General features: G+C 69.2%; 10 protein-coding genes. 5 read left to right on the top strand and 5 right to left on the bottom strand.

Going from position 1 to position 19,953, the window contains the following annotated elements; genetic code table 11:
• Positions 1 to 208: 208 nt before the first annotated feature.
• The 4 genes from KUF83_RS05225 to KUF83_RS05210 are packed head-to-tail and all read right to left on the bottom strand — an operon-like array spanning position 209 to position 8,689.
• Positions 209 to 1,489: a TIGR02679 family protein gene (locus KUF83_RS05225; protein WP_217453359.1), complete on the bottom strand. Its 1,281-nt coding sequence runs from the start codon at positions 1,487 to 1,489 to the stop codon at positions 209 to 211.
• A complete protein-coding gene (locus tag KUF83_RS05220) occupies positions 1,486 to 5,742 on the bottom strand; it encodes a TIGR02680 family protein (protein WP_217453358.1) in 4,257 nt (1,418 codons plus the stop codon). Before KUF83_RS05220 ends, KUF83_RS05225 begins: the two co-directional genes overlap by 4 nt.
• Positions 5,739 to 7,064 carry a TIGR02678 family protein gene (locus KUF83_RS05215; protein WP_217453357.1) on the bottom strand — a complete coding sequence of 442 codons (1,326 nt, stop codon included), beginning with the start codon at positions 7,062 to 7,064 and terminating at the stop codon, positions 5,739 to 5,741. Before KUF83_RS05215 ends, KUF83_RS05220 begins: the two co-directional genes overlap by 4 nt.
• Complete coding sequence (locus KUF83_RS05210) at positions 7,061 to 8,689, bottom strand: TIGR02677 family protein (protein WP_217453356.1); 1,629 nt, start codon at positions 8,687 to 8,689, stop codon at positions 7,061 to 7,063. Before KUF83_RS05210 ends, KUF83_RS05215 begins: the two co-directional genes overlap by 4 nt.
• 232 nt (positions 8,690 to 8,921) lie before the next feature.
• Between KUF83_RS05210 and KUF83_RS05205 the strand changes: the two genes are divergently transcribed.
• Both KUF83_RS05205 and KUF83_RS05200 read left to right on the top strand, forming a co-directional pair.
• Positions 8,922 to 9,566, top strand: coding sequence for a DUF433 domain-containing protein (locus KUF83_RS05205; protein ID WP_128802521.1), 645 nt, complete (start codon positions 8,922 to 8,924; stop codon positions 9,564 to 9,566).
• Positions 9,563 to 10,033: a DUF5615 family PIN-like protein gene (locus KUF83_RS05200; protein WP_217453355.1), complete on the top strand. Its 471-nt coding sequence runs from the start codon at positions 9,563 to 9,565 to the stop codon at positions 10,031 to 10,033. The genes KUF83_RS05205 and KUF83_RS05200 overlap by 4 nt, the downstream gene beginning before the upstream one ends.
• Positions 10,034 to 10,120: 87 nt before the next feature.
• Here KUF83_RS05200 and KUF83_RS05195 read toward each other — a convergent pair whose 3' ends face one another.
• Positions 10,121 to 10,873 carry a hypothetical protein gene (locus tag KUF83_RS05195; protein ID WP_217453354.1) on the bottom strand — a complete coding sequence of 251 codons (753 nt, stop codon included), beginning with the start codon at positions 10,871 to 10,873 and terminating at the stop codon, positions 10,121 to 10,123.
• 595 nt (positions 10,874 to 11,468) lie between these two features.
• On the opposite strand from KUF83_RS05195, the gene KUF83_RS05190 reads away from it, so the two are divergent.
• From KUF83_RS05190 to KUF83_RS05180, 3 genes are all read left to right on the top strand, one after another.
• A complete protein-coding gene (locus KUF83_RS05190; protein ID WP_217453353.1) occupies positions 11,469 to 13,124 on the top strand; it encodes a serine/threonine-protein kinase in 1,656 nt (551 codons plus the stop codon).
• A gap of 130 nt (positions 13,125 to 13,254) precedes the next feature.
• Positions 13,255 to 16,503: a DISARM system SNF2-like helicase DrmD gene (gene drmD, locus KUF83_RS05185; RefSeq protein WP_217453352.1), complete on the top strand. Its 3,249-nt coding sequence runs from the start codon at positions 13,255 to 13,257 to the stop codon at positions 16,501 to 16,503.
• On the top strand, positions 16,503 to 19,953 hold a 3,451-nt coding region (locus tag KUF83_RS05180; RefSeq protein WP_217453351.1), incomplete at its 3' end, for an Eco57I restriction-modification methylase domain-containing protein. The genes drmD and KUF83_RS05180, both read left to right, overlap by 1 nt.

Genomic DNA, 19,953 nt, shown 5'->3' with positions numbered 1-19,953 from the left:
CTGCTGTTTTGGCTGTCGGGGTGGCGGGATTTGAACCCACGACCTCTTCGTCCCGAATGAGGTTCCGCCAAGATCGACACCGGGTGGTTTGATGTTTTGCCTGGTCGGGGCGTTGGGGTGGGGCGGTCTCGGGTGGTGTGGAAGGGGCTTGGGGAGCGGGTCGGCTCCCAGGTGGCTCCCAGAACCCGACACGGAGGCGTCGGCGTCCCTACGCCCGGCGTGACAGGTCGTCCACCAGGAGGTCGAGGGTCGCCTCCTCATGGAGCGCGACGCCGAGGGCGGTCATGGCGGGGGCGAGATCCGGGTCCCAGTCCGCGTCGACCGGCTGGCCGTCGAGGGCCAGTTGAGGGATGCCCTCGGCCTGACTGCGAGCGGCCAGGTGCTCGTAATCCGCGGTGCCCATGCGCCACGGCCGGGCTTCGTAGCGGCGGATGACCCGGTTGGCCAGAGCGATCCCCGGCCAGTCGAAGTCGCCGTGGTACGCGAAGCGGCAACCCGTGGCGGCGAGGGCGTCGAGAAGAGTGAAGACCACGGTGGCCGCGCTGCCGGAGGTGCACACCAAGGGCTGGACGCAGGCCGCGTCCGCCGCGGCTTCCACCACGCGCGGGTTCTCACAGATGTGGATGAGCGTTCCGGCGGGGAGCTGAAGCCGGAGGCCATGCAGGTCGCGTGGTGTGACGTGCACTTCGGCGTGATGGTCGGCTCGCTCCCGCAGAGCACGCTCCCGCCAGCCCTCGCCGTCGGGGCGCAGTCCGTACGTCAGCACCGTGCTGGAGACCTCATCCGGCGTGACGGACACCAGCCGCCACAGAGCGCGTCGACCGGCCGCGTCGTCGGGGAACTCGGTGCCGTGGGCGAGGGCGACCCCGCGTTGGACGAGGCGTGCGAGCCAGGTGCCGTCGTCCAGTCCGTGCGCGGAGCCGGTCGTCATGGCGGCGAGTTCTCCTCGACCGCGCGTGCCGTTGCGTTCAGGTCCGTCGGGTCCGAGGAGAGCGGTGAGGACTTGGACCGCCTGCTGGAGTGTCCATATCGCCGCTTCGGGCGTCACTCCTCTCGGAACACCGGAACGGCGCAGCAGGTCGTACCACTGCCGGGGCCATTCCTGGTCGGCGAGTGGGGAGGCGTCCAGTGACGAAGCAAGAGACGACCACACCTGTTCCCGCCGTGCCGCCACGTCCGCGCGGGCGGCACGGCGGTCGGTGAGTGGCGGGCCGAGTCCCTCCAGGGTCTGTCTGAGGCCGAGTCCGGCGGCCGAGGCGCGTAGCCGTGCGTCGAGCACGTCGAGCTGTATGGTCACGGCGGCACCTGTGAGGGGTTTGCCCAGCAGGAGAGACAGGTCGTTGCGTTCCTGGGCGTTCATCGCGGTCAGTCGGAGCGAACCCGTGGCCTGTACGCCGTTGCTCTCCAGGCGTTTGCGTGCCCCCTGCCAGAGCCGGGTGAGTCCAGGTCCCGTCAGCCAGTCGCGCGTCGCGGCGGGCAGCCCGCTCATACGGACACCAGACGTCGGTGCCGGCCGTTCCAGGTGTAGTGAAGGGTGGCCACCCCGCGTACGTGGGGATCACGGAGGCACTCGTATATGTGCAGGGACGGAACCTCGGGCCAGTTGCCCATGAGCCGCTCGCTGGTGAGGACGAAGTCGAGATCGAGGTCGACGAGGATACGGCCCAGCCGGCCGTGGGTGGGTTCGTCGACCTTGGCGAAGGCGTCGTCCAGGAGGATCAGCCGTGGCGCATGCGGTGCCGACTCGGCGAGGCTGGTGAAGTGGGCGGCTGCCGCGGCGAAGAGCACGAGGTAGGAGAGGACCCGTTGTTCGCCCTGGCTGAGACCGGTCCGGCCGGTCAGTTTCCTACGGCGGCCCGGAGCCGCGTCCTCGACCACGAAGGTGTGGAAGCGGAACCAGTCGCGGTAGTCCAGCGCGGTCCGCAGATGGGCAGCGTAACCGGCTGACGGGTCGGCACGGCGGGCGTCCTCGATCCGGCGTTGCAGCACCTCGCGCAGCTGCTCGGTCTGGTCGCGCGTCCTGAGGCTCGACGGACTGCGCAGCAGCTCGACGGCCGCGCGCACATCCGCGTCCACGTCCTCGTCCAGCTTCCACAGCAGCTCGACACCGAGGCCGTGGGAGGTGCGCACGGTCCGCAGGGTGTCGTTGAGAGCCGCGACCAGGTTCGCTGCGGTGATGACCTGTGCCGAGAGGTGGTCGCCGAGCTCACCGGTCAGGAACCGCTGGAACACTTCGCGTTCGCGCTCGGTGAGCCGTCCCCGGGCCTCCGCCGCCTGGACTGCGATCCGCTCGCCCACGGCCGCGACGTCATGGGACCCGTGGTCGTCGACCAGACGGCACACCTTGATCCCGTCTCGCTCCTCCAGCTGCGCGTCGAATCCGCCGGCCAGCTGGTCACGCAGATCGGTGTGGCGGTTGAGCAGGGTGCTGTCCGACACCTCGCCCTTCGGGCGGCCGAGGGCATGTTCCACGGCGTCGGCGAGGGCCCGCAGTGCTCGCAGACGGCTGCGCACGTCCGCGCCGGGATCGTCCGACATGTACTCGGGCAGCGAAGCCCGGTCAAGCCCGGCGCCGCGCACCACCTCGGGTCGGCTGAGAGCGCCGCGAAGAGCGCTGCCGACGTCGATGACCGCGGTCTCCTGATCCACCAGGCTCCCGCGCAGGCGCTTTTCGTCCTCTTCCGCGCGCACGCGCAGGTCGTGGAAATCGTCGCGAGCTCGTTGTGCCGTGGGGAGCGCTTGGACGGCGTTCGCGATGCGCTGCTTGGTCTCCTGCTCGCGGGAGAGGATCTCCTCCTCGGACGACCCGATGGCCTCCTCGCGGGTGCGCAGGTCCTGCTCGGCGGTGCGCAGGCCGGTGAGGTGGACCCGGTAGCTCTCTTCCGCGGCCAGGCGATCCTCGTGGGCGCGTCCGTACCGGTCGGCATCGGCCTGGTTCGTACCGAGCCGCTCGCCCGTGCCGCTGACGGCCCTGCGCAATTGTCCGATACCGCTGAGCAGACCAGCCAGCGCGGTGCGTACACGGTCCAGGGAGGCGGGGTCGCCGGGCAGGTCGTGGGCGGTCGCGGTGGCATCCGCCTCGGTCCGCGCCGATACCGCGAGCGCGCGTGTCTCCTCGGCCAGCCGCGCCGCCCGGGTCGCCTTGGCGGTCAGGTCGCGCAGGGTCCGCTCGGCTGATTCAGTCCTGCTCCACGCGTCCGCGAGATTCCGTGCCCTGGGGAAATCCCGTTCCGCGAGCGTGAGAGCCCGACGCATGGCATCGGCTACGGCGAGTTCCTTGCGGACATCTGCCAGCTGTTGTTCCGTATGCGTGATCCGCTCCTCCAGCTCGGCGAGGATGCGTCGCCGAGTCTCGGCGCGTACGGCGGCCCCCACGTACTCGGTGGCGCCCTTGTCATGACGACCGCTGAGTACGCCCAGACGCCAACTGCCTTCGTAGAAGACCGCGTTGTGCGCGGAGGTCTCCTCTGCCGATGCGAGTGCGATGGTGGCCAAGAGACTCCCCACCTGCTCGGAGGTGACGCCGCAATCCGGTTCAGGGGCTGGGCGCAGGGCCGAGGCGAGAGTCGACCCGTCGGATAGCACGGGACCCGGCTGGAGAAGGGTGTCCTGGGTGCGTGGATTGAGAAGGACGCCGTCCGCACTCACCCACGCATCCAGGATTCCGCTCGCCTCCAGCGCCCCTTCCAGACCGGCTCGGTCGGCCGGAGCCAGGTCGTCCGCGAAGTCCACGAGCCGGTAGAAAGGGGCTCCACTGCCCGGCGTCCTCGCGGCGGCGCGATGGTGCGGGGCCGGTGGCTCGGGGTCGGTACGTTGCTCCCAGTCCCGCTTCTGCTCCGCCAGGCGGTCGAGTTCCTCGCCGAGTCGGCTGACGCCGAGTACCAGGGCGTCCCGGCGTTCGGTGAGTTTCTCGCCGTACGGCTCCAACGCGGCCTGAGCGGTCAGCCACGCCTGGCTGTCGATATCGGGCGGCAGCGTGCGGTCCGCGAAGGGCGCATCGGTAGAAGTCTCGAGGCCAACGACGGCGTGGACGGCGTCAAGCGACGGGCAGTCGGCACCCAGTGCATTCCGCGTGCGTGCCGCCCACTCAGCGACTTGACGGGAGTAGGCGCCGCTCTCCTCAGCGACCTTCTCACGGCTGCCGTCGAGATGGCCGGCGGCGTCTTCTGCCTCGCCCTCCAGCCGTTCCCGCTCGCCATCGGCCTGAGCCGCCGCGGCCCGGGCCTCGTCCGCCCGTGAGATGAGGCGGGTCACCTCCTGAACCATCCGGGCCCGGTTTCTCGCGACCGCCTCGGCGTCCTCCAACTGGTTCTGCCAGGACCGCAGCCCCTCCTGCGCCGTGACCGTGTCCACGCGGGCCACCGACCGGTGCCGTACGGTACGCGTCTCCCCGTCCGGAGTCGTCAACTCGGTCTCGGTGGCCTGGGTTAGAACCGTGCGTGGCAGAGCCACCGCCTCGCCGAGATGGCCGGTGGGAAGCCCCGCCTTCTCCGCCTGCGTCAGCAACTCCCGGTGTTCGGTTCCCAGCTCGGCCAGCCGGCTTCCAAGGTATTCGACGCCTTCGGCCAGCCGCTCCGCCGAGCCCTCCTCCGCGTCGTGGGCGTTGCGCAGGGTGGTGAAGGCAGCCGCCGCGGCGGTGTGCAGCGCCTCCACCGTGCCGCGGCGTTCCGACAATTCGCGCAGGCTGCGGTAGGCGTGACTGGCGTGCAGGGCGGCCAGGTCGGTCCGGGCGTCCTGTTCCTCCTCGCGCAGGGTCTCCAGTCGGCCCTCCGACTCTTCCTCCTGCGTCCTCAGGTCGCTCGTCCGCTGTGCGGCGTCTCCGGCCGCCCGGCGCCGATGTGCGAGGACGTCCAGCTCGTGGCTCACCTTCTGGGCGGAGGTGCGCAGGACCCCGGCCAGGTAGCCGCGGTAACTGGTGAGGAACGTACGCAAGGCCGCGTCGGTGCGTTCCAGGCGGCCGAGTTCGTCCCGTACGGCGTCGAGGTCGTGGAGGTTGCGCGCCACCTTCTCGACCACGTCCTCGTCGAGCCCCGGCAGGGTCTCGCTCAGCAGGGAGACCAGGCCCCCGTGTTCGATCCGGTCGCCGACCGTCGGGCGCCGCAGCCGATGGAGGAGCTGGGTGAGGTTGCGGTAGCGCGTCGCGTCGGTGATGCCGAACAGTTCCCGGGCCACGCGTGAGCGGTGCTGGACCGCACGGTCGGTCGTGTTGTCGGAGCCGACGATCTCCTTGAGCCGGTCGACCGGCAGCGGCTTACCGGCCTCGACCAGATGCAGGTCCTCACCGATCCGCAGCGGGGTGACGAAGAACGTCGGCACCGCCTTCTGCGTCGACTTCGAAGCGCGGATGGCGGCACCCAGCGTCAGGTGGCGGTGACCGCCGTCGTCGGCCGTGCCCCGGAACTCCACCCACAGATACCCGAGACGGTTGGTCTGCTCGAACCCGTCCAGCATCAGCCACGCGAGCGTGGTCCGGCCGGTGCCTGTCGCGTCCAGTGCCCGGGAGTCGCCGTCCAGAAGATACGGAAGCAGCATCTCCAGGGCCTTGGACTTGCCCGCGCCGTTCTTGCCGCGCAGCAGCAGCCGTCCGTCGCCGAAGGAGAACTCCTGCTCGTCGTACTGCCAGACGTTCTGGATGCCTGCCCGGTGCAGCCGGAAGCGGGTGCCGGTGGTCGTTGCGGGGTCGGTGGTTGTCGCAGCGCCGGAACGCGGCAGCGGAACGAGGCCACGCGCGTCGGTGGTCATAGCGGCAACTCCTCTTGAACGTCCGTGCCTTTGCCGACTGCTGTGGCCGGGCGCACCGTGACTTGGGTGGCGTAGCGAGCCGCTGCGGCCAGCAGCACCCAGCTGTCGCCGCCGGGCCGTGCGCCATGGACATCGGTCACCGTGCGTCCTTCCGACGCCTCTTCGACGTACCCCTCCGGCAGTCCTTTGCCCTCGGCGCGCAGCCGGCCCGCGCGGGCCATCAGCCGCATGCGGACCAGCAGGTCCAGTACGGCCTCTCGCAGGGAGGGAAGGTCTTCCAGGTAGCCGCGTTGCCAGTTGCTGCGCTGCCCGTACTCGGTGATGAGCTCGGCGAGCACCTCGTCCACCAGGCCGTCCGGGACGGCCACCCCGATGATGAGTGTCCCGCCGGTCGCCGGATGCCCCGGTTCCTGCGGCCGAAGGCGTTCCACGAGCCGTTCCGCCAGCAGCAGCGCGGCCTGTGCGACGGTCCCCGTGCCCGGCAGGTGCAGATCCGTGAGTTCTTCCTCGGGGTCCACCAGCGCCACGCCCTCGGCACGGATCTCCATCTCCAGACCAAGGAGTTCGGAGAAAGCCTGGGCCTCCCGGCGCTGCCGGGTGCGCAGCCAGTCACGCTCGGCGTCCGTCAGCTCGTCGAGGTGGACGACGGGTGTCTCGACGAGCATCCGGCGCACGTAGGTGCGTGGTCCGCCGAAGCCCGGGTCCGCTGCCCGCCGGACCAGGTCGGCGCCGTTCCGTGCCTGGGAGAGCGGGCCGGCGACGACCACGCGTGCCAGCTCCCGGTCTATCGTGATCAGGGCTTCTCCGCCCGCCTCCTGCGCAAGTGCGGCCACATGGCCCTCGGTCTCGATGAGCACGTCCCAGTCGACGAGCTGGCGCAGAGCCGCGACCAGGGTCCGCTTCCCGGCCGCCCGGCCCGTTTCCTCCAGCTCAATCCCGGCGTCGGCTGCGGCAGCCCTGATATCGACGACCAGGTGTGACAGCAGCATCTGCTCGGGCGCGGTCACCAGCACGGACAGGGCCAGCGCGAGGCAGGCGTACGTGTGTGGGGTGAACGGGGTGCCGGTGGAGCGCTCCAGCCGATGACCCGAACCCGCCCCCAGCCCCGCCTTGAACAGCCGGGCGTAGGAGCTGTCGACCAGCAGGCGGTAGCCGAGCACCTGCTGGAACCGTTTGCCCAGCCAGTCGGCGTGCCTGCGGATCAGCGGGAAGAGGTCGGCATGAGGGCCGTCCGACGCGACCAGCGGGTGGGCGAGCAGCAGCCGGGCGGCGGTGCGGCGCTCGGCTGCCAGGGCTACGTCGTGAGTCGAGGGGAGGGTCATGACACGCTCGCCTCCGCTTCGCCGCCGACCGCGGCGGAGGTGCGACCGATGTCCAGCTCCAGGTCGTCCAGCAGCAGGTCGCCGTCGGCCGAGTACAGCACCGTTCGCGTGCCCGCCGTCCGGCGCACGGTGAGGCGGATACGCAGTTCGGCGTCTTCACTGCTGGCCGAGTCGAGGTCGAACCCCGCCGTCCTCTCCCCGTCCGTGCTGACGGGCCTGCTGAGCTGTGCGTTTCCGAGCGCTGTAGCCAGCAGCTCCAGGAGCAGGCCGAGCGCGGCTGACGTGAGGCGTACCTCGCCGAACCGGCCGGACGCACTGCGCAGTTCGTCGGCCGCCGCTGCTCTGGCCGCTGCCCGCTGACGGGCTGCCTCCCTCAGCAGCTGCTTCTGCGCGGAGTGGTCCTCCACCGCTGAGGCCCGGCCACGCTGGGCCAGGCTCCCTCTTTCGCGCAGGGCCACCGGCACCTCGACCACCGGACCGGTCCACCAGCTTGTGTAGGCGGGCACCACCTCGTCGGTGGCCGGAGGTATGCCCAGATGGCGGGCGCCGTACAGCCCGAAGGCGGCGACGGCGATGTCGTGTGCGTCCCGCGGCGCCGCTTCGTCGAACCAGCGGGCCAGCCGCAGCAGATCCTTGCGCCGGGACATCTCCCCGGTGGCCGACCGCAGCATCCGCTTGGCGTTGGCGAGCAGCGACTGCAACGCGCGCAGGGTGGCGTCGCGTAGCTGGTCGACCTGGCTGCCCTGGCCGTCGGTGTTGCTGAACCAGCCGCGCAGGCCCTCCCAGTCGGCGAATTCGCGGCCCCGGCTGCGCTGGATCCGGACCTCGGGGCGGCTTTCGCCCTGCGCCTGCGTCGAGAGCCCGGTGAGCCCCTGGGCGTGGGAATCCAGCCGGTCCAGCAGAGCCGGGATGTGCGGCCACAGGGTGTCCAACGCCGCCGAGATCCGGGGCGCGCGGAACGCCACGTCCTCCGTGATCGCCTCGACGTAGTCCAGGAGTAGCTCCTTGAAGCCCTGGTACTCGGCGCTGTCCAGGTCGTAGCGGGACAGCACCTGGCCGAGGTAGGCGTAGAAGTCGCGTATGGAGTCCGCGAACTCGGTGAACTGCACGAACAGCGTGCTGATCCGCTCCAGTCCGTCCTGCAGCTCGACGCCGCCCGGCGCGGTCACGAGGTCGGCCAGCTCCCGTAGTCCGCGCTCGACCAGTGCCAGCAGTTCGTTGCTCACCTCGCGGGCGGCGTCGGCTTCGGCCAGGACTCCGTCGGCGTCCCGCTGGATACGTTCGCCCAGTTTCGACAGCTGGTAGCGCGAGCGGGAACGCTGGTACTCGCTGATGCTGGACGCGTTCACCGTGTGGCTGCTGCGGAGCAGGTTTCCCCACTGGACCAGCTGTTCCAGTCGGACCGTGAGGGTGTCGGCGTCGAGTCCCGCGGCGGAAGCACCGGTCTGGCGCAGTTTCGCCATGATGTCCGGGACGGCGAGATCCGCCAGCAGCGTTCCGCAGAAGACCCGCATGATCGCGACGTGCTCCAGCCGCTCGGGCGCGCTGAGGTACGTGTACGCGTTCAGCCGCCGCCGCGCCTCCTCGTCGGCGTCCTGACCTGCACCGGATGCTGTTGCCCCCATGCCCGTGAGGTTACGCGGCGCATACGGGCGCCGCCGGTGGGTGGCCGAAAATGCCACGGACGTGTGCCGGCCTGTGGCGAATCCCGTGGCAGCGGCGTGTGCGGCATGGGGCGTGCAGCGTCCCCGGCTCACCCTGAGTGGGCCCTTCGGTTTCTGTGCTGAGTGGCCTCCAGGAGAATGGGGTACGTTCAGGCCGATATCGATGGGGGCGAAAGACGGAAGGAGGCGCGCGGTGTCGTACGAACCCAAACTCGCCGCGGCTCTTTCCGGCGCGACGCTGCGCCAGCTGTCTCACTGGCGCCGAGCCTCCGGGCCCAAGGGCTCCGTGCTCGTGCCCGAGATCTCCAGTGAGAGGCCGATCCTCTACTCGTTCCGCGACGTTGTCGCACTCCGTATCTGTGTGCAGCTGCGCGAAGAGGCTTCGTTGCAGAAGATCCGCCGTGCGCTGAACACGCTCCGGGAAGATCTCGGCGAGTCGAAGCACCTCTCCTCGTACAAACTTGTCGCGGGTCCGGACACGATCTATCTGGCTGAACCCGACCATGCCGTAGACCTGATCAAGGGGGGCAACGTGGTCATCCACCAGATGGTGGATGTTCTCGCGCCCTTCTATAAGGACGGCCGTAGCATTCCCGCTCTGCTCACTCCCCGTGAGCACGTCGCGGTCGACGCGTCGGTCCGCGGCGGAGAACCGGTCATCCAAGGCACCAGGATCCCGGCGTCAGATGTCGCTGCCCTCGTAAGAGACGGCATTCCGCCGGACCAGATCGGTGAGTTCTACCCAGGGGTGACGGCAGAGGCCGCCCGGGACGCCGCCGACTTCAGCGAGTACGTCGACAGCTATGGCAGCAGCGAGCCCCGGCAGGTCGTCGCTTGAAACTGCTGCTCGACGAGAACGTGCCGCGCCCCATGGCCGAGATCGTGCGCATCCTGCTGAAGGCCCATGAAGTCGTTCACGTCCACGACCTCAAGGGCTGGACGGGCACGAAGGACATTGAGCTGTACGCCAAGGCCAAGGCCGACGGCTTCGAGGTCGTCATCACCAACGACACCAAGCAGCTCAGCCGGCCACTCGAAGTGGCGGCCATCGCACAGTCGGGCCTGCATCGCATCGAGTACCGCCAGAACAACAAGCACGGTGGCTTGGTGGGTCTGGGCACGGCGATCGCCACTGTCTGCGCGGCCCTTCCTCACGCCTTGTCCGAGCTCGCAGCGGCTAGCGGCCAGCGTCTCGTCTCTCTGACGTCGATCGACCCGACCCGGCAGAAGCGCCTCCAGATCACGGACCCGGCCGTCGCCCCGCCGAAGCACTGGCCGGCACGTGATTCGGCCTCTGAGTCCTGACGCCTCGGTACACGAGGGCTCCCGGCCGGTAACCCATTGGAATCGATACGGGGAATGACCTGGCATCGCTGCCTGCGCTTCGTCTCATCAAGACTCACTGCCGAGCTCTTCCTGGAGCTCGGCGATGCGTTGTTGGGTTGCCGCCGCGTTCTTCTGCTGACGGGTCAGCTTCGCCTCGGCGGCTGCCAGTTCCCGGGCGAGCCGCTCCCGATCAGCTGCCGCCCGCTCACGGATGGTCCCGTCATCGCGGTACGCGGGCCCTACTCGCTCACTGCTCACTACGCCGCGACGCTCTCCGCACTCTGGGCAGTCGACGACGCGGGCGGAGACGCGGGTGTTCTCGCGATGCTGAATGTAAGGCACCACGTGGTCGCAACGGAGAGTGAGATCCCAACTATCGAGGTCCTTCGTGCGTTCCTCCCGTGAGGGCCAGGAAGCGAACAGCCTGGCGAGCTTCTCCATCTGCTTCGGCCCCATCGGCGGTGGTGGGCAGCAGAAACAGCAGTGCGTTACCCGAGAACCGCTGACGGTCCACCGGGCGTCCCGGCAGTCGACGTGCCGCTCCCGGAACTTCTGGTTGGCTTCCTCGTATTCGAGCTTCTCCGCCTCGGACAACTTCAGGAGGGGTGGCCAGCTCCCCAGCCCATCCGTCATGGGCAGTCCGCAACCGCGGCAGGGCTCACCAGCCACGTACTCCGCCCAGCTGAGGCGTGTACCTTCTCGCTCCCACTGCTCATCCCGCTCACGGCGCCGCCGGTCATCCGCTTCGGCTTCGAGGGCCGAGCGCAGAGCACGCTTGGCGGCTCGTTGCCGCTTCTGCTCCTCAGTGAGCTTGGCCATGGGCTTCACCCCTCGCTGCACCGTGTTCTCGTGCACGACCGTGCAATCCATGCTGGCGTGGCCACCCCGTGCGCCGACTGCCCGTGTGCCGGATGACGACTTGTGACCGGACCTGGATCGCAATCGGCCTTCAGGCGACTGGTGTCGTCTGGAGCGGACAGCCGGAGGTTCCCGATTTGATACGTGGTCAGGAGCCGCACTGTAGAGAGCACGGACAACAGGGCACACGACGCAAGGGCCAATCTCGCCAGCCCGCGACCTGCCCCGAACCCGTACATGCGGCGCGTCTGTGAAAGTCCCCAGCACTCTGTCCCGTCCCCTTGAGGCGTAGCACCGTGAGTCGTACACCGCTCCTGAGTGCAGGGAACTCTCGTGGAGCGGGGCGCCGGTGAAGGATTTCGGCAGCTTCGAGACCCTCGGTTTACTCGTCCGCTCCCCGGTCCTCTCGTGCTGACCTAGGATCGTTAGCGACCATGCACCCACCGTGATGGTTCGGGGCGGACCGGGTGCGTACACACCTTGGGGAGGCCCCATATGGCTCGGCCTCTCCGCGACCACCGGCAACCCGGGGCGACAAAAGGGCGCGGGGAAGACGATGAGGGACCAGCACCTGACGAGGGGCGAACTGATCGACGGCCGCTACGAGTTGGCGGAGCTGCTCGGCAGAGGTGGCATGGGCGAGGCGTGGGCGGCGTACGATCAGCGGCTGGACCGGTCTGTGGCGGTGAAACTGCTGACGCCACGGACGGCTGTCTCCAAGATGCCGCGCAGGCTCGATCCGCAGGACCCCGCCGTCGTCCGCTTCACCAGAGAAGCACGACTGATGGCCAAGCTGGAGCATCCGTACGTACCGGTCATCCATGATGCGGGCACCCATCGAGCGAGTCGGCTCTATCTGGTCATGCAGCGCGTGTACGGACACACGCTGGACCGGCTGGTGGCCCAGCGCGGGCCCTTTCCCGTGGAGTGGGCCGCCGCGGTGGGCGCCCAGGTGTGCTCCGTGCTGGTCCAGGCTCACGGACGCGGCTTCGTCCACCGGGATCTCACGCCCCGCAACGTGATGCTCACGGCAGACGGCACGGTACGCGTCCTCGACTTCGGTATCGCCACCGCCCTGCAACCACCGGACGGTCCACGGTTGACCGACGCGGGCATGGTGGCCGGAACTCCGGGCTTCATCTCTCCAGAGCAAGGCAAGGGGCAGGCGGCCACTCCCCTCAGTGATCTGTACGCACTGGGGTGCGTGCTGTACGAGATACTGGGCGGACGACCGCCATTCACGGCCGACGAGCCGCTGGCCCTGGTGGTCCAGCACATCGCCGATACTCCAGTACCACTGGAACGGCTGCGTGACGACGCACCAGCCGAACTGTGCGACCTGGTCTCCCGCTTACTTGCGAAGCGCCCGGAGGATCGGCCGGTGGACGCAGCCGAAGTCCGGGAGGCCCTCGCGCCCTGGGCCGAGCAGGCGGTGCCGAAGGCCGCCCGCGCCGGAACGCCGAGGCCCGGCAAGGCCACCGCGCGCCTGCCGCACGATGGCAGCGACCTTCCGAACGATCCTCCTTCGGATAAAGCGCACGCATCCGTTCCGGAGCACGCCCCGGCCCCGCTCGCAACTGCACAACCTTCCGTTCAGCCAGCGCAACCGCCGTCCACCTCCGGGGCCGGGTCACCCGCGGAGTCGGCGGACCTGCGCGAGCGCGCGCAACGCCTTGCGGCAGAGGGGCGGTTGTCACAGGCACTGGAGCTGCTGGGCAGGGATCTCAACGAGGTGCTGCCCCGTTTCGACTCCTCCCATCCGGAGGTCGTCTCCCGCCGACTGGCCATCCTCCGCTTGCAGTTCGAAGGGCAGGAACTGCAAGCGGCACGCGAGGGCTGCCTGGAGCTCGCGGAAACCCTCGTGTCGACGCGTTCCGCGCCGGACGCGGACCTCGCGGCTTGCCGGGTGATGGCGGCCCGCTGCCTTGGCCGGCTCGGGCACAATTCCGCCGCCCTCCTGGAGCTTCGCGAGGCACTCGATCTCCAGAAGGAGGTGCTTCCCCTGCTGGATCCGGAGATGTTAGAGACCCGCCGGGACATCGCCACCCTCCTGGCGGGCTCAGGCGCGGCTGGTGAAGCCCTGGAGGCTCTGCGCCACCTCGCCGACGACCAACGGACCGCGCTGCCTCCCGACCATCAGGCCCATGCCGAGGTGGAGCGTCTGGTCAGCCGCCTGGGCAGACTGACCCGCGCGCTCCGCCTCCCGCAGTGACCCGCCGACGCCCCGTCCACAACCAGGAGAGAAAGTATGTGATCTAGGTCAACGAACGAATCGCTCGTCAATATGAGGCACTCCGGTAGGCACCGCCGTCTCGCCGGTAGTGATAGTGGAGGATGTCCGCATGCCCGGAACCACCCGTACTTCCGAAGCCTCCGCAATCGTCGCGCCGCCGAAGGAGAATGCTCTCGTTCAGGTACGCGGCCAGAACTGGGTGGTGTCCGGAGTCGAAGCCGCCCCGGCCGGCGATGTCACCGTGGTGCATCTACAGTCCGTTGCCGATGGCCGCTACGGCGACACCCTCTCCGTGATATGGGAGGTCGAGCCGGGACGCCGCGTCCTCCCCGCCGGCTCCCTTCCCGACGCCTCCACCGGAGCGTTCGACCCGCCGGAGCAGCTCGCGGCCTTCCTCGACGCCGTCCGCTGGTCCGCTGTCGCTTCCGCTGACGTGAAGACGCTCCAGGCCCCCTTCCGGTCAGGGGTGGCCATCGAGCCGTACCAGCTGGAACCGGTCGCTCGCGCCGTCGGCGCCCCCCGCGTCAATCTGCTGCTCGCCGACGATGTCGGTCTCGGCAAGACCGTGGAGGCCGGACTGGTCGCCGAGGAGCTGCGGCTGCGCGGCCGGGCCCATCGCGTCATGGTTGTCTGCCCAGCGGGGCTCACCCTCAAGTGGCGCGACGAGATGGCCGACAAGTTCGGCCTCGACTTCACCGTGGTCGACTCTGCCTGCTGCGCCGAACTGCGCCGCACGCACAGCAGCGCCGCCAACCCGTTCCGGGTGTTCCCCTTGACCATCGTCAGCCTCCCCTGGTTGCGCACGCCCAAGGCGCAGCGGCTTATCGACGAGGTGCTACCCCCGGGAGGGTCGACGGAGCTGCCGGGCCGCCCCGGGCGCCGTACCTTCGATCTGCTGATCCTGGACGAGGCACACCATGTCGCCCCGAGCGCGCCCAAGCAGATCTACGCCGTCGACTCCCAGCAGACCAAGCTGATCCGGCGTCTCGCCCCCCACTTCGAGCACCGGCTCTTCCTCTCCGCCACCCCGCACAACGGCTACCAGGAGTCGTACACCGCCCTGCTGGAACTCATCGACAACCAGCGCTTCTTCCGCGGCGGCGAGCCGGACACGGCCGCCCTCGACGACACCGTCGTACGACGTCTGAAGACCTCCGTGACCGACGAGGAGGGCAACCCCCGCTTCCACGTCCGCGAGTCGAAGGCGCTGCCTGTCGAGTACCCCGACACCGAGCGCGAGATCCACGCCCTCCTCACCCGCTACGCAGAACTGCGCAAGAAGCGGGTCACGCCCGACCGGCGCGGCGGCCGGAAGGCCGTCGACCTGGTCACCCTGCTGCTGAAGAAGCGGCTGTTCTCCTCTCCCGCCGCCTTCGCGCACACCGTCGGCGTCCACCTCGAATCGGTACGCGCCAAGGCGAGGTCAGGCGGAAAAAAGGAGGTTCCGGCCCCGGTCGAGACCCCGCTGTGGATCACGCAGTACGAGGACTACGCCGCCGAGCTCGACGACGAGGAGCTGGCCGAGGCCGAGCACGACGCGATCACCCGAGCAGCCACGGTCACCCCGGCCTCTTCCGAGGAAGAGGCCGAGCTGCTGGAGCGGATGGCCCGCTGGGGCCAGGCCCACCAGGCGTCCCCTGACGCCAAGGCCAAGGAGCTCGTCAAGACCCTCAAGGCCATCTGCCTCACCGGCGGGACCTGGGGGAACGAGCGGGTCGTCGTGTTCACCGAGTACCGCGACACCCAAGACTGGCTGCTGAACCTGCTCCAGCAGGAGGGCCTGGCCCAGGAGGGCCGCGTCCTCACCCTCCACGGTGGGAAGAATGCCGACGAGCGCGAGCAGATCCGGCTCGCCTTCCAGGAACAGCCCACCAGCCCCGAGGGCACGGTACGCATCCTCATCGCCACTGACGCCGCAAGCGAGGGAATCGACCTCCAAGACCATTGTCGATATTTGATCAACTACGACATCCCGTTCAACCCCAACAAGCTCGAACAGCGCATCGGCCGCATCGATCGCTACGGCCAGCGATACAACCCGCAGATCATGCACTTCGTCGGCGCCGCCTGGGACAAGGCCAGGACGGACGTGTACGAGGCCGACCTGGAGTTCCTCGCCCGCATCGCGCGGAAGGTCGCGCAGATGGAGGAGGACCTCGGCGAGGTCAACGCCGTACTCGCCGAGAAGGTACAGCTGCGGATGACGGGCCAGCTCAGCGACTTCGACATCGAGCACGCCCGAGCGAAGAAGATCAAGGGTCGTCCCACGGGCGGCAAGGTGGACGCCGAACAGAACGTCACTGAGCAGGTGCGGCGGCTCAGCGCCCAGCTGAAGCAGACGACCGTGGAACTCGGCATCACCCCGGACCGGGTCGCCCGCGTGGTGAACACCGCGCTGAACCTGGCCCGCCAGCAGCCCCTCGTACCGTGCCTCGACGAGAACGCGCCGTCCGAGGACGACTTCCGGCAGGGCCTGTACACCGTGCCCCCGCTGACCGGCTCGTGGGAGCGGGCCACCCGCGGCCTGCCCGACAAGCTTCGCCCCGACGTCCTTCGCCCGGTCACCTTCGATGCGCGGGCAGCTTCGGGGCGCCCCGACATCGTGCTGGCCCATCTGAACCATCCGCTGGTAGCCATGTCGACGCGGCTGCTGCGCGCGGCCGTCTGGAACGCGGACAACGTCGACCTGCGCCGGATCACGGCCGTCGTCAGCGACGACCCCGCCCTGGAGACCACGTTCGTCGGCGCGTACGCCCGCTTCGTGCTGGTCGGCACGGACGGGCAGCGCCTCCATGAGGAGATCCTGCACGCGGGTGGCTGGCTCGGCGACAACGGCTGGCAGCGTCGGCTGCGCGGAGTAGAGGCGGTCGCCTCGATCCTGGACCGAGCGCTCACCGAGGGCCGCCCCGCCAAGGAGCGCCTGCTCCACCGGCTCCAGCAGAGCTGGCCGAAGACGTACGAGGGCCTCACCCAGTCTGTCGACGCGCGCGGCAAGGAACGCAAGGTGTCCCTGATGGACCGGCTGGCCGAGCGCCAGGCCGATGAGGAGCAGCGCATCAACGCCACCCTCGACCGTCTCCAGCGCACTCTGCGGAACCGGCTCGGCGAGACCTCCTCCGCCACGGCGGCCTCCCCGACGGGCGGAATGGACACGCTCTTCGGCCTGGACGAGCTGAAGGATCCCGACGAACGCCGCCAGCTCGCCGACGACCGCAAACGTTGGCGGGCCCGGCTCGACGGCGTGGAGGACGAACGCCAGCGCGAACTCGCCGCGATCGCCGCCCGCTACCGCGAGCCGCAGGACCATCTCTTCCCTGTCGCCGTCGTTTTCGTCATCCCCGCCAAGGAGGCATACTGATGAGCTCCGCGCCGCGCTCCGGAAGCCGCCGTCCCTCCGCCGCCGCAATCCGTGCCGCGAAGGCGTCCGACGGCAAGCAGCAGCACCTGGACTGGCTGAACCTCGTCGAGGTGTCCGGCCCGTTTCTCACCTTGCCGGTCCTGCTGCGCAGCTGGCCACAGCTGGAAGGCGTGCCCAGCGGGCGCCGCGCCGACATCCGCCTCCACCACGGCATCTGGCAGGACGACCGCAAGGGCGCCGGCCGCCTCGACTGGATCGGCTTCCAGCTGCGCACCCTGCTGGAATGGGACGACGCCCTGCATCTGCGGGAGGGCGCCGGACAGTTCGGCGACAGCGGCGAAAGCCTGGCCGAGGACGACACGCTGCTGGACCGGTTCGCAGTCAGCCCGCCCGGGTCCGACACCACCGTCCGCCCCGACTTCGCCCTCGTCCGCCCTGGAACCGACCCCACCGCCGAACCGGATACTGCTGGCACCGCCCAGCACGTACCGATCCTCGGCCTGGTCCTCCCGCCCGACACCGTGCCGACTCGCCGTATCAGGGACGACTCCTGGGCGGCGAGCGGAGTCGACCGGCTCGCCCACGTCCTGCGCCACCATGGCGTCGAGCTGGGCCTGGTCACCGACGGCCGTTGGTGGTCCCTGGTCTGGGCACCGCCCGGCGGCGTCACGACGAGCGCCACCTTCGACACCATCGCCTGGAACGAGGCGGCTGACCTGGTGGCGGTCCGCGCCTGGGTGTCCCTCCTCCGCCGCGGCCGGTTCTTCGGACGCCCGGTGGACGAACTGCTCCCTGCGCTGCTGCGCGAGAGCCTGGACGGTCAGGAAGACGTCACCGAGGCGCTCGGCATCCAGGTCCGTCAGGCCGTCGAACTCCTGGTGGACTCCATCGGCCGCGCCGAGGCCCGGATGGTCAAACGCGGCGGCAAGGGATTGTCAGGTGTACCGGCGAGCGAGGTCTACCGGGGCGCCGTCGCGGTCATGATGCGCGTCGTCTTCCTCCTCTTCGCGGAGGAACGGGGCCTGCTGCCCGCTGACAACGAGCTTTACGCGGAGGCGTATTCGGCCGGGCGGCTGTACGAGACGCTGGACAAACGCCGCCGCGCGGACGGCGAGGACTCCCTGGACCACACCACCGCCGCCTGGCACCGGCTGATCGCCCTCTTCCACGCCGTCCACGGCGGAGTGGACCACCCCCTGCTCACATTGCCTGCGTACGACGGCTCGATCTTCGACCCGAAGCGCTTCCCCTGGCTGGAGGCGGTGCCGGAGGGCGCAGACGCCACGGACGACGGCGCCACGCGGGCCGCAGACGGCCACACCTCCCTCCTCCCGATCGACGACCGGACCGTCCTGCACGTCCTCGACTCGGTGCAGTTCGTCGTCGTCAACAGGGAGCGGCGCCGGCTGACCTTCCGGGCCCTCGATGTCGAGCAGATCGGCTACGTGTACGAGGGCCTCCTCTCGTACGACGGCAAGCGCGCCCAGGACACCGTGCTTGGGCTCATCGGCAAGCCCGGCCTGGAACACGAGGTGAGCCTGACCGAACTGGAGGAACTGGCTGCCCCGTTCGGAGTGGGCGCACGCGCCGTCTCCGGCCAGAAGCCCAACCTCCCGGGCCTGTCGAAGAAGCTGCACGAGCACTTGAAAGACCCCAGGCCGCCAGCCGCAGCGTCGAAGATGGAGAAGCTGCTCGCCACCGGCGACGACCAGGCGCGGGGCAAGGCCGTTCACCGCTTGCTCGCGGTGACCGAGAACGACCGCGACCTGGCCGAGCGCATCCTCCCCTTCCATGGCCTCCTCCGCGACGACCTGCGCGGCCTGCCGGTGGTGATCCCGGAGGACGGCCTGTATGTCACGGAGTCCCGCCTCCGCAAGAACACCGGCACCCACTACACGCCGCGTGTCCTGGCCCAGCAGGTCGCCGTGGGAGCACTGGAGCCACTCGTCTACCGTCCGGGCCCGCTCCAGACGGCGGACGACAAGCAGTGGAAGCTCGTCGGCGCGGACGACATCCTGAAGCTCAAGGTCGCCGACATCGCGATGGGGTCGGCCGCCTTCCTGGTCGCCGCCTGCCGCTACCTCGCGGACCGTCTGGTCGACGCCTGGGTCGAGGCGGAGGACGAGGAGGCCCTGGCCTTCCGCGGCAGCCACCGCGACCAGACGGGCGCCATGACGGCGGCGGACGCGGAGAGCGACCCGGTGATGGTCCGCGCCCGGCGCCTGATCATCGAGCACTGCCTGTACGGGGTGGACATCAATCCCATGGCGGTGGAGATGGCCAAGCTGTCGCTGTGGCTGATCTCCATGGACCCGGAACGCCCGTTCACGTTTCTGGACGACCGGTTGGTGGCGGGGGACTCGCTGCTGGGGATCGCCAACCTGGAGCAGATCGAGAGTGTGCATCTCGATCCGGTAGCGGGCCGCAAGCTCCATCGGGGAGCCTTCGAAGAGGGGTGGACCGAGTGGGCGCGTGCTCGTGTCCACGGCGCGGCAGACAACCGGCAGGCCATCGCCGGAATCCACAGCGACACCATTGCCGACCTGGATGAGAAACGGCGCCTGCTCGCGGCCACGAACGAACACCTGCAACGCCTGCGGCTGATCGGCGACCTGACGACAGGGGCGGGCCTCGCTTCTGCGGGTGGCGGTGACTCGTTGCAGAGCGCTACCTACATCCAGGCTGCGGAGCTGGCCGGCATGGTCGCCTCTGAGTCGGTCCGCGACTCCGACCCCGTGATCCACGATGCTCGGACGCGGGCTCTGGACTGGCTGAGCAAGGACCTCCCCGCGGACGGCTTCGTCCGTCTGCCCGTGCACTGGCCTCTCGTGTTCCCCGAGGTCTTCGAGGCCGAGCAGGGCGGCTTCGACGCGATCATCGGCAACCCTCCTTTCCTCGGTGGCCAGAAACTGACGGGGACTCTGGGGCAGGCATACCGCGAGTACCTCGTGCTCGGGCTGGGGCGTGGGCAGCGGGGTAGCGCGGACCTCGTCGCCTACTTCGAGCTCCGAGCCCACCAACTGCTCAGCGAGCGCGGCCAGACGGGCCTGATCGCTACCAACACCCTTGCCCAGGGCGATACTCGGGAGGTTGGACTCGACCAGCTACTGGATGACGGCATCGAGGTACGCCGAGCGGTGAAGAGCGCACGCTGGCCTTCGCGGTCTGCGGCACTGGAGTACTGCGCTGTCTGGACCACCAGGCCGGGGTTGGGTGCTGACGCCACTCGGGTACTGGACGATGTCGCGGTCCGGGGTATCACTTCGTCGCTTGATCCGCGGTCTCGGGTTTCGGGGCGGCCGTACCGTCTGGTAGCCAACAAGAGCAAGTCGTTCCAGGGGTCTAACGTGTTGGGGAAAGGGTTCATCCTCACCCCCGAACAGGCAGACGACCTGATCCAGCGCGACCCTCGCAACAAGGACGTCCTCTTCCCCTACCTCAACGGTGAGG

Origin of the sequence: Streptomyces sp. BV286, from assembly GCF_019090165.1 — a bacterium.
Lineage (GTDB): Bacteria > Actinomycetota > Actinomycetes > Streptomycetales > Streptomycetaceae > Streptomyces.
Note: the sequence above shows the minus strand (reverse complement) of the source record. Positions and strands in the feature narration are given on the sequence as shown.

What these genes read in the sequence shown, in the direction of transcription:
- KUF83_RS05225 (WP_217453359.1), bottom strand. Translation starts at nt 1,489, where the DNA reads ATGAGCGGGCTGCCCGCCGCGACGCGCGACTGGCTGACGGGACCTGGA.
- KUF83_RS05220 (WP_217453358.1), bottom strand. Translation starts at nt 5,742, where the DNA reads ATGACCACCGACGCGCGTGGCCTCGTTCCGCTGCCGCGTTCCGGCGCT.
- KUF83_RS05215 (WP_217453357.1), bottom strand. Translation starts at nt 7,064, where the DNA reads ATGACCCTCCCCTCGACTCACGACGTAGCCCTGGCAGCCGAGCGCCGC.
- KUF83_RS05210 (WP_217453356.1), bottom strand. Translation starts at nt 8,689, where the DNA reads ATGGGGGCAACAGCATCCGGTGCAGGTCAGGACGCCGACGAGGAGGCG.
- KUF83_RS05195 (WP_217453354.1), bottom strand. Translation starts at nt 10,873, where the DNA reads ATGGCCAAGCTCACTGAGGAGCAGAAGCGGCAACGAGCCGCCAAGCGT.
- KUF83_RS05190 (WP_217453353.1), top strand. Translation starts at nt 11,469, where the DNA reads ATGAGGGACCAGCACCTGACGAGGGGCGAACTGATCGACGGCCGCTAC.
- drmD (WP_217453352.1), top strand. Translation starts at nt 13,255, where the DNA reads ATGCCCGGAACCACCCGTACTTCCGAAGCCTCCGCAATCGTCGCGCCG.